The organism is Elioraea sp., from assembly GCF_051860475.1.
GTDB lineage: Bacteria > Pseudomonadota > Alphaproteobacteria > Acetobacterales > Acetobacteraceae > Elioraea.
In genome coordinates, this window is the sequence record NZ_JBHYDW010000166.1 from 1 (window position 1) to 8,585 (window position 8,585).

Below are 8,585 nucleotides of genomic sequence, written 5' to 3' on the forward strand. Positions count from 1 at the left end.
CTCCTCCGCGAGGACGGCGCGATCCCAGCCCGCGTCCTCCGCGAGCCGGTTGTCCGCGATCAGGTATGCGCGCCGCTGCTCGGGGCTGAGATGGTCGAGCCGGATCGCGGGAACCGCGTCGAGCCCGAGCCGCCTTGCCGCCTCGATGCGCCCGTGGCCGGCGACGATCGTGTCGCCGACGACGAGCACCGGATTGGTCCAGCCGTAGGCGCGGATGGACGCGGCGAGCTTGGCGAGCTGCGCCTCCGAGTGCGTGCGCGCGTTGCGCGGATGCGGCCGCAGCGCGGCGATCGGCACCAGCGGCACGCCGGGAGGGAATGGGATGTCGTGCATGAGTCGCCCCGGCCTGTGCCGGGCGCGGATCAGGCGCGGCCGGCGATCGAAGGATTGCGCACGGTCACGCCGGCCGGCGGATCAGCAGGCGTAGAGCTCGTCGCGCGACCACGGCCCCGTGTCGGTCGCGGGCTGCGCGGCGAGCCGCCGGCGGAGCGCCGCGCGCGCCTGCGTCCGCGCGGCCGCGTCCGCCTTCACGGGCCTGAGCACCGCGACCGGCCTTCCGTGCGCGGTGACGCTCACCTCGGCGCCCGTCTCTCGAACCTCGCGGAGCAGGCGGGAAAACGAGCGGTTGGCCTCGGCGGCGGAGATAGTCCTGGGCATGGGCCGGATGTAGCGCAATCCACTACTTCCAGCCCCCGCGCAGCGGACGACGCCGAGCCGAACACCCCGAACCCGAACCCCGAACCGGGTTCCGGCCCCTGATGCTGGCGATGCGGCGCGCCGAAGCCCCCCGCATATGCCGCCCGCCAGGGTGGAACCGCGGCCGCCATGCGCCGGGCCGCTGGGCGCCGCTGGATTCGATCGCCGGCTTCCCCGCAGGGTGGGTAGCGGGCATGCCCAGGAAGCGCATTCTCGGCCTTCCTGTGGCCGTCTGGGGGGCATATTGCGGGTCGGCCTCAACGCGACCGCAACGCGATAGTCGCATTTCGACCGAATGGCGATCGGATACCGGCTGTGGACTCCACGGTCAAGCGCGTCGTGCGCGCCCGCGCGGCGCGAGGCCGTAGTGCTTGGCGAGCATGCCGAGCGCGGCGACGAGGATGCCCTGTGCCTGGGCGTGGCCGACGGGCATGCCGCCCCAGCCCTGCCGGGCGGCCCATTCGCGGATGGAGAGCTCGCAGCCGACGACGTGCCAGACGCAGGAGCCGGCGGGGCTGGCGCTGCCGCCGAGGGCTTCGAGTGCGCGGGCAACGCGCTGGCGGGCCGCGGCGGTGCGCTCGGTCAACGGCTCGCCGGTCGCGGCGGGCACACGGAGCAGCGGCATGGCGCGCAGCGGATCGAGGGCGGCGGCGCGGAAGGCCGATCGGAACACCTGTCCCGCATCGTGCATGTCGGCGGTGATGGTGCCGTTGCTCAGCATCTGGCCGAGCGTGTCGATGGCGCGGCGGTGGATGACGGTAAGTCCGGTGTCCGGATCGGCCTCGCGGACGGGTGGTCCGAAGTGGCCGTGCCGGAGGCGCCATTCGGTCGGCTCGTGCAGCGGCGTGTGGACGGCAGGGTGGGCGGCGGGCTGCTTGCTGCGCCGGTGCTTGCGCCTGGTCATGGTCGATCCCGCGGAATGCTTGGCCTTGAGCGCAGTTGCGCTCTCGCTACGGAACGCTTGTGCAATGGCCTCATCGCTTCGCCTTGCATCTCTAGGCGTCCATTTTCTGCGACAATCGGAAGTCGAACCTGGAATGTTCTTCGCCTAGGGTTGGGCCGATGTCACATTTTCGATGTTCCTGTGACGCAATATGTGACGCGGAGACCCGCAGAAATCCGCCATGGTCACCAATGTCACTCATGTCACAGGATATAGATATATATAGACGCGCGCGTGCGTGCGTGTGCGTGTGCGTGTGCGTGTGCGTGTGCGTGTGCGCGTGCGTGTATGTGTATCGCGCGGAAAAGCGTGACACCGTGACATCGGCCTTTTTCCTTGCTTCCAGCGTCACGCCGTCACAGCCGCGACGGCTGATCAATGGGTTGCGCGTCACATCGGATGATATTGCGTGACGCCAACATGTGACGGCTAATCGGCTGATCCTGATGGCATTTCGCCAATCAAGGACATTACCGGAATGACCACCGCGCGCGACGTGAAGTGCCCGAAGCGCACCGAGCCGCCGGGGTGCCGCATCGCCCCGGGAACGCGAAGCAGCGCCGCCGCCCACGATGACGCCCATGCCGTGTCCGCGAACGCGCGCCGCACGAACTCGCTCGCGGTGGCAATCCACATCATGGGCAGCCCGCCGTCCTCGCGAATGCCAGCCACCGCCGCTTCGCCATGCCACTCCACCCGGATGCCCGCACGCAGCAGCACCCGCCGCGCCTCGATCGCAGCGATCGGCAGGTCCACGTCCATGCCGGCGACCAGCGCGACGAGTTCGCCGAGGCCATAGCCCTCCACCCGCCCGTTGTGCGCGATGACCCGCACGTCCTGCTGCGCGAGATAGGACGCCGCCCGCCTCCAATCGGGCTCCGCCGCATGCCGCTCGGCCGTCGCCCGCACCCATTCGCGCTCGGTGACGAACCAGTCCGCCTCCGCCGGATCGACCCGCCGCGACGAGCGCAGCGACCACGCCCCGGCCAGCACCGCGCCCAGCGTGTCGCCCAGGCGCCGCGAGCCGTGCCTGCGGGCGATCGCCGCTGCGAACACCTCCGCGTTCGCCCGGATCACTGGAAGCAGGCGCAGCGTCCGCGCGAGCAGCCGTGCGCCGAAGTCCGGCGTGATCACCTCAGCCACGATCTCCTTGAGCCGCGCGAAGCCGTCGTCCCGCTCGACCGGGTCGGCCGGCGGCGCGATCGACAGCACGATGGTGCGGCTCTCGTCCGCCGCCTGCGCCAGCCCGACATTGATCGACGAGAAGGCGAAGCACGACCGGATGCGATATCGCTTCACCCCGCCGGTCTGCGTGCCCTTGAGGATGTCGGCGCCGTGCTCGCTGGACGCCTGGCGCGCGAGGTCGAGGATCTGCTGCAACCGCTCCCGGTCGCGCTGGTTCTGCGTCTCCGCCTCGTCGAACACCACCGGCCGCGCATCGAGTCCGAGCTCGCCGCGCAAACCCGCCTCGGTGGTCTTGCTCTGCGCATGCAGCGCGACCGGCCCGAGGATCGGCTTGACGATGTTGTCGAGCACCCAGGTCTTGCCGGCGCCGTGCTCAGAAGTGAGCCAGAGATGCGGGCGCCACGGGATGGCACCGCAGACCGGCGCGACCACGAGCCAGCCGGCCAGCAGCCGCCCCATGCCCTCGCGGTCCTCCCAGGCGACCTGCATGCAGGCATCCATGAGCGGGGCCGCCTCCGCCGCCGCGAGCGGCTCGCCGAGATGCAGGTCAAGCGGCCGCGCGCGCTCGTAGATGCAGGCGGTGGGGAAGCCGCCGACCTCATGCGGCACGCCGTCCACGAGCAGGCGGTTGCCGAGATGGAGGACCACCCGGCCGTCGTCGAGCCATGCGCCGCGCCCGCGCACGCGCGCCGGATCGAATACGCCGACGCGATGGCACGCCCGGATCAGATCGTTGGCGGCAGAGCGCATCGCGAAGCCCTCTCGCGCGGGATAGAAGGCCTCCCACCAGGACAGCGGCGCGAGCTGCATGAGCGGGCCGGCGCGTTCGAGCTCGCGTGCCGAGAGTTCGAGCACCTGCTGGCCCTCGCGCCCCCAGACGAAGAACCGTCCGCGATCGTGCCCCAGCGCCCGGAACGGGACGCTCTCGTCGTCCAGCGGACCGGGGCCGGGATCGTCCGGCAGCGGCACGTCGTCCACCGGCGGGTCCGGCGCGCCATTCGGCCGACTGGCCGGAGGCGCCGGCGGCTCCGCCGGCTGGTGGCTCGGCGCGGGATCGTCGCGCCGCAGCCGCGCAGCGCCGGCACCAGCGCCGAGCGCGATCGGCTCCTTCGTGCCATCGCGGATGCGCGCGAGCACCTGCGCTTCGGTCCAGCCGTCGCGTTCGGCGTCCGCGAGGTCCCAGCCCTGCGGGACATCCGCCGGCGGATTGACGATGCCCACCTTGCGTGCGCCGACGCGGCGCAGCTCATCGGCGATCCATCGCGCGGCCGCGATGCCCGGCTCGTCGGCGTCCGGCCAGATCGCGACCTGCCGGCCGGCGAGCGGCGACCAGTCGACGTGCCGGACCGCCTTCGCGCCGCCGGGCCATGCCACGACCACCGCGCGGTCGCCGATCAGTCGGCGGGCCGCATCGCACTTCGGCTCGCCCTCGACCACGACCGCCGGCGCGCCTGGGCGCTGCGCGAGCAGGTCGAGGCCGTAGAGCGGCCGGGGCTTCGGCATGGCGCGCCAGCGCCATTCCAGTCGTGTGCCATCGGCGCAGAGAACCAGGGGCAGAATCTGCTTTTTGTCTCCCGTCTGGGTTCGACCATTGGTCGGGCCGGACACCGGCCTGCCGCTTGGCTCATACCGATGGATCGCGCCGAGGAGGCGGCCTTCGGCGTCGCGGTATTCGGCGACGTGCACCGGCCGGCCGAGCCGCGGGTGCGCGGCCGGCGGCGCCGGCGCGCCGTCCGGCACCGGCACGACCGGCTGCCACGCCTCGTCCTGCGCGGCCGGCGGATGATGGCCGTTCGCCTTCGGCGCCGGCGCCGCATGGCCGAGCCCGAGCTCACCGGCGAGCGCGCGCGCCGCCTCCGCCTGCGACACGCCGTCGAGCCAGGCGCGCAGCGCAACCAGATCGCCGCCGGCCTCGCCGGTCGCGAAGTCCGCCCACGCGCCGGTGCGCGTGTTGACCTTGAACGAGCCGGGCGTGCGGTCGGCACGCCTCGGGTTCCGGACGACATACTCGTCGCCCTCGCGCCTCCCGCCCGGCAGCCAGCGCGCGACCAGCGCATCGGCGTGCGCGAGCGCCGCCCGCGCGACGGCCGCGAAGCCGGGAACTTGCGTCCCGCCCATTGCGGCACCTCACAGGAAGACGAGAACGAGGCCGAGCGCAGTCCAGAGCGCCAGCGCGGCGGCGCCCCAGGCGATGACGCCGGCGCCGCCGCGTTCGTCCTCGTCGTCGCGGGGGTCGCTCATGACGCCTCAATGCGTTGATCGGGCGCGCTCGATCTCGTCGAGTGTCCGCATGGCGCGCTTCGTCTCGACGACCAGCGCCATCAGCACGCCCTCCCGGCATTCCCTGCTCTTCGCAGCCCCATGGACCACGATTGCGAGGGAATGCGCGAGCGCGAGGGCGGCCAAGGCGGGCTTGACCCGGAGCCGGTCGATCTCGCCGAGCACCGCCTCGGTGACCGGCTTCGCATGCACCGCCTTGAGCGTCATTGATCCCTCCCGATCCGATCGCGGCCATCGCGGTCCGGCTCTGGCGGCGCGTTCATATCCGCCAGCGTCTGCTCGACCGCGGCGAGCACCGTGCGGGCGACGAACGGGCGCACTTCCCTGGAGACGGCCGCCGTCTGGATGCACACGCCCAGCGCCGAGGCGAGGGCGAGGACGGCATCGACCGGCGCGGCATCGCGGATCGCGATCTCCGCCAGCACGGCGCGTGTCAGTTCCTTCTGCCGCTCAAGCTGCGCGTCCATCGCACTCCTCCTGCGAAGCGTTCGTCCGCGCGCGATCCGCATCGACATGCGCGCCGATGATCGCGAGCTCGATCTCGACGGCGCGGCTCTCCTCCGCCGGAGGCAGTGTGCGCGCCTGGCGCCAGAAGGCATGCAGGCGGCGGCGGATCGTTTCGGTAAGCTCAGGAGTCATGGCCGCCTACCTGATCGAGCTCGGAGAGCAGTTCGATCACCCGGGCCGCCGCCTTCCTTCCGGCAGCGTCATCCGAAAGCCGCACCACGACAGTGGGTCGCATGCCTTCCGTGCCGTGGCAGCAATCGCTGATCCTCGCATCGGCTTGCGCCAGGCCGACGAACCAGTGATCGACGGCAGCGGGGGGCGCCTTGACGTCCGCGGGCGCACGCGGCGGCTCGTCGTCGTGCCTCAGGGCCTCCGAGACACGCGCGAGATAGCCGGCGAGCTTGCCGGCGGTATCGAGGCCGCGGGTTGCCGGCTCGGCAACGATGCGGGGCAGCAGCAGAACGTCGGCGGCAAGTTCGCAGAGCTCGTGCTCGGCGCGGCTCACGCCGGTCTGGAAGTCGTCCCAATAGGTGCCCGGGGCCGGATGCGTCGCTCCATCGGTGCTCGTCTGCATTGCGTCCCTCGTTCGATTGTCGTTGCCGCCTGTTCGAGGAGCTGCGGAGCTCCGTGCAACACACACGCGCAGCCCGCATCCGTGTCGCAACCGTAAAGTCAGAGGTCACGGCGACGCCTCGATCAGCGCGCGAGCGTCGTCCGCCGAGCGCGCGACGCCGGCGATCGCACCCATGCCGCCCGCCACGGCAAGGAAGCCGCTCTGCCCGGATGTGAGGCGCCCGCGCGCCTTCGCTTCGATCGCGACGAAACGCGCGAAGCGGCGGCCCACCATCTCGGGCGTGACGGTGATCGATCGCCAGCCGATCAGATCGGGTGATCCAGGCGCGAGGCCGAAGGTGCAGTGGCGCGCGTCTTCCAGAACGATGCGCCGTGCGGTGCGGGCGACCAGCCGCCCGGTCCATCCGGCGCCGACGTGATTGCGGAAGATGCGCATGTCGCGCCGCGCTGCGAGCGCGCTGAGGATCGCGCGCAGGACCTCCGCCTCGCTCACGCTGCTGCCTCTGGGCACGCTGCGCGCTCGCGCTTGACGTGCCAGACCCATCCCGGCTTGTAGCCTCGCGCCTGCGCGATCGTGCGCAGGTCCGCATCGCTCTGCGCGTGGCGCAGCAGTTCGCGCAGCGGCGCAGCGCGCAGCGCCGCGAGCCGGGCCTCGTCCAGCCGCGCGAGCTCGCCGGAGACCTCCCTGACGGCACGTGCCTCGGGCTGATGCTGGTGCCCGCAGACCGGACAGACGGCGATCGGCGGATGGAGCGCGAAGCAGGCGGGGCAGCGGCGCAGCGCCGGGAGCTTCGGCGCATCGGCGCGGCGGCGGGGCGCGGCGCCGTCGAGCGACCATGAGCGCGGCGCGTCAGGCAGCCCGTGCCGCAGCGTGTTGCCCGCGTGGTCGAGCACGACCAGCTTCGCCTTGGCCGGCGCCGGCCGAAGACCACGCCCGACCTGCTGAAGATGCAGCCCGAGGCTCTTGGTCGGGCGGAGCAGGATCACCGCGCCCACCGCCGGCACATCGAGCCCTTCGGAGATGAGGTCGCACGAGGCGAGGACTTGCACTGTCCCGTCCGCAAGACCGGCGATGGCGCGGTCGCGCGCGGCTACGGTCATGGCTCCGTCCACCGCGGCGGCGCGCCATCCCGCGGCGGAGAAGCGTCCAGCTACGTCTCGTGCGTGACGCACCGATGCGCAGAAGGCGATCGCCGGCAGGCCCGGGCAGAAGCGCGCGTAATGCTCGACCGCGCACCCGACCACCTGCGGGCGGTCGAGCGCTGCCTCAAGGTCGTCGCGCGCCCAATCGCCCGCGCGGACGCGAACGCCCGTCAGGTCGGGCGCCTCGGCGGGCGCATAGACCTCCGACGGCACGAGGAACCCGAGCCGCACGAGCTCGCCGATGCCCGGGCCATCGACCAGCATGTCGAACGGCCCGCCGGCGCCGACGCCGAGGCTCTTGCCGTCGAGCCGCTCCGGCGTTGCGGTCACGCCGAGCAGCCGCGCGCCGGGGAACGCATCGACGATGCGGCGCCAGGTTCCCGCGGCGGCATGATGCGCCTCGTCGATCACGATGAGATCGACGCCGCGGGCGGCGGAGCGCGCGAGGCGCCGGCCGAGCGTCTGCACCGAGGCGACCTGGATCGCATCGCGTGTGGCAGAGAAGCCGGGCGCGACGATGCCGTGGGCGACGCCGGCCGCGTGCAGCTTCGCGGAGGCCTGGCGGATCAGCTCGCGGCGGTGCACCAGCACCAGCGCGCGGCGTCCGCGCGCGGCGGCGCCGGCACAGATGTGCGAGAAGATGAGCGTCTTTCCCCCGCCCGTGGGCAGGACGAGCAGCGGCGCGCGGGCGCCGGCCGTGTAGGCGGCGCGCAGCCGCGCCACCGCGTCCGCCTGATAGGGCCGCAGCGCGGTCACGGGGTCCGCTCCGGCTCGGCAGGCGCGGACGGTGCGCGGCCGCGATCCCGGGCAGACCGGAGCGGGACGAGATCGGCGGGCGTGAGGCGGATGCCCCGGGCGCGCGCGGCGGCGAGCAGCACCGGCTGGTGCTTCGCGGGGATCAGCCCGTCCGTGCCGCCGCGGGCGCGCGGGCGGGTCCAGCGGTAGACGCGGGAGGCGCTGAGGCTGACGATCGCGGCGACCGCGTCCGCGCCGCCGAAGCGCCTGAGGACGATCTCTGCGGGCGTGGGCATGGCGCCGGATGATGGCCGAAAACGCAATGCGCACGCAACGCGATTTTCGCCTTGGCAATGAAGTGCGTTTTTCGCACAATGCATACATGGATATCGAAGTCATCCGCCGCGCCCTCGCCAAGCCCGGCAAGACCCAGCGGGGCCTCGCCGCCGCGCTGGGCGTGGACCCGGCGGCCGTCAATCGGCTGCTCAAGGGCGAGCGCCAACTCAAGGCCGCCGAGATCGCC

Annotated in this window: 12 protein-coding genes; 1 reads left to right on the forward strand and 11 read right to left on the reverse strand. The window is 72.3% G+C overall.

Going from position 1 to position 8,585, the window contains the following annotated elements; all coding sequences use genetic code 11:
• From ACTIFU_RS20505 to ACTIFU_RS20555, 11 genes are all read right to left on the reverse strand, one after another.
• On the reverse strand, positions 1-333 hold a 333-nt coding region (locus ACTIFU_RS20505), incomplete at its 3' end, for a ParB/Srx family N-terminal domain-containing protein (protein WP_439580178.1).
• An 81-nt stretch (positions 334-414) separates the two neighbouring features.
• Entirely contained in the window at positions 415-657 is a 243-nt protein-coding gene (locus tag ACTIFU_RS20510) for a type II toxin-antitoxin system Phd/YefM family antitoxin (RefSeq protein ID WP_439580179.1), read from the reverse strand.
• A 367-nt stretch (positions 658-1,024) separates the two neighbouring features.
• Complete coding sequence (locus ACTIFU_RS20515) at positions 1,025-1,600, reverse strand: DUF6456 domain-containing protein (protein WP_439580180.1); 576 nt, start codon at positions 1,598-1,600, stop codon at positions 1,025-1,027.
• Between the two features lie 468 nt (positions 1,601-2,068).
• Positions 2,069-4,942, reverse strand: a complete 2,874-nt coding sequence (locus ACTIFU_RS20520) for a hypothetical protein (protein ID WP_439580181.1) — start codon at positions 4,940-4,942, stop codon at positions 2,069-2,071.
• A 129-nt stretch (positions 4,943-5,071) separates the two neighbouring features.
• Positions 5,072-5,311: a hypothetical protein gene (locus ACTIFU_RS20525; protein WP_439580182.1), complete on the reverse strand. Its 240-nt coding sequence runs from the start codon at positions 5,309-5,311 to the stop codon at positions 5,072-5,074.
• A complete protein-coding gene (locus ACTIFU_RS20530; protein ID WP_439580183.1) occupies positions 5,308-5,571 on the reverse strand; it encodes a hypothetical protein in 264 nt (87 codons plus the stop codon). Before ACTIFU_RS20530 ends, ACTIFU_RS20525 begins: the two co-directional genes overlap by 4 nt.
• Positions 5,555-5,743 carry a hypothetical protein gene (locus ACTIFU_RS20535; protein WP_439580184.1) on the reverse strand — a complete coding sequence of 63 codons (189 nt, stop codon included), beginning with the start codon at positions 5,741-5,743 and terminating at the stop codon, positions 5,555-5,557. Before ACTIFU_RS20535 ends, ACTIFU_RS20530 begins: the two co-directional genes overlap by 17 nt.
• Positions 5,733-6,185, reverse strand: coding sequence for a hypothetical protein (locus ACTIFU_RS20540; RefSeq protein ID WP_439580185.1), 453 nt, complete (start codon positions 6,183-6,185; stop codon positions 5,733-5,735). Before ACTIFU_RS20540 ends, ACTIFU_RS20535 begins: the two co-directional genes overlap by 11 nt.
• 105 nt (positions 6,186-6,290) lie before the next feature.
• Positions 6,291-6,677 (reverse strand): hypothetical protein, encoded by a 387-nt coding sequence (locus ACTIFU_RS20545; protein ID WP_439580186.1) that lies wholly within the window; start codon positions 6,675-6,677, stop codon positions 6,291-6,293.
• Positions 6,674-8,083, reverse strand: coding sequence for a DEAD/DEAH box helicase (locus ACTIFU_RS20550; protein WP_439580187.1), 1,410 nt, complete (start codon positions 8,081-8,083; stop codon positions 6,674-6,676). The genes ACTIFU_RS20545 and ACTIFU_RS20550 overlap by 4 nt, the downstream gene beginning before the upstream one ends.
• Positions 8,080-8,358, reverse strand: coding sequence for a hypothetical protein (locus ACTIFU_RS20555; protein WP_439580188.1), 279 nt, complete (start codon positions 8,356-8,358; stop codon positions 8,080-8,082). Before ACTIFU_RS20555 ends, ACTIFU_RS20550 begins: the two co-directional genes overlap by 4 nt.
• A gap of 8 nt (positions 8,359-8,366) precedes the next feature.
• On the opposite strand from ACTIFU_RS20555, the gene ACTIFU_RS20560 reads away from it, so the two are divergent.
• The coding region (locus ACTIFU_RS20560; protein ID WP_439580189.1) for a helix-turn-helix domain-containing protein at positions 8,367-8,585 on the forward strand (219 nt) is incomplete at its 3' end.

What these genes read in the sequence shown, in the direction of transcription:
- ACTIFU_RS20510 (WP_439580179.1), bottom strand. Translation starts at nt 657, where the DNA reads ATGCCCAGGACTATCTCCGCCGCCGAGGCCAACCGCTCGTTTTCCCGC.
- ACTIFU_RS20515 (WP_439580180.1), bottom strand. Translation starts at nt 1,600, where the DNA reads ATGACCAGGCGCAAGCACCGGCGCAGCAAGCAGCCCGCCGCCCACCCT.
- ACTIFU_RS20520 (WP_439580181.1), bottom strand. Translation starts at nt 4,942, where the DNA reads ATGGGCGGGACGCAAGTTCCCGGCTTCGCGGCCGTCGCGCGGGCGGCG.
- ACTIFU_RS20525 (WP_439580182.1), bottom strand. Translation starts at nt 5,311, where the DNA reads ATGACGCTCAAGGCGGTGCATGCGAAGCCGGTCACCGAGGCGGTGCTC.
- ACTIFU_RS20530 (WP_439580183.1), bottom strand. Translation starts at nt 5,571, where the DNA reads ATGGACGCGCAGCTTGAGCGGCAGAAGGAACTGACACGCGCCGTGCTG.
- ACTIFU_RS20535 (WP_439580184.1), bottom strand. Translation starts at nt 5,743, where the DNA reads ATGACTCCTGAGCTTACCGAAACGATCCGCCGCCGCCTGCATGCCTTC.
- ACTIFU_RS20540 (WP_439580185.1), bottom strand. Translation starts at nt 6,185, where the DNA reads ATGCAGACGAGCACCGATGGAGCGACGCATCCGGCCCCGGGCACCTAT.
- ACTIFU_RS20555 (WP_439580188.1), bottom strand. Translation starts at nt 8,358, where the DNA reads ATGCCCACGCCCGCAGAGATCGTCCTCAGGCGCTTCGGCGGCGCGGAC.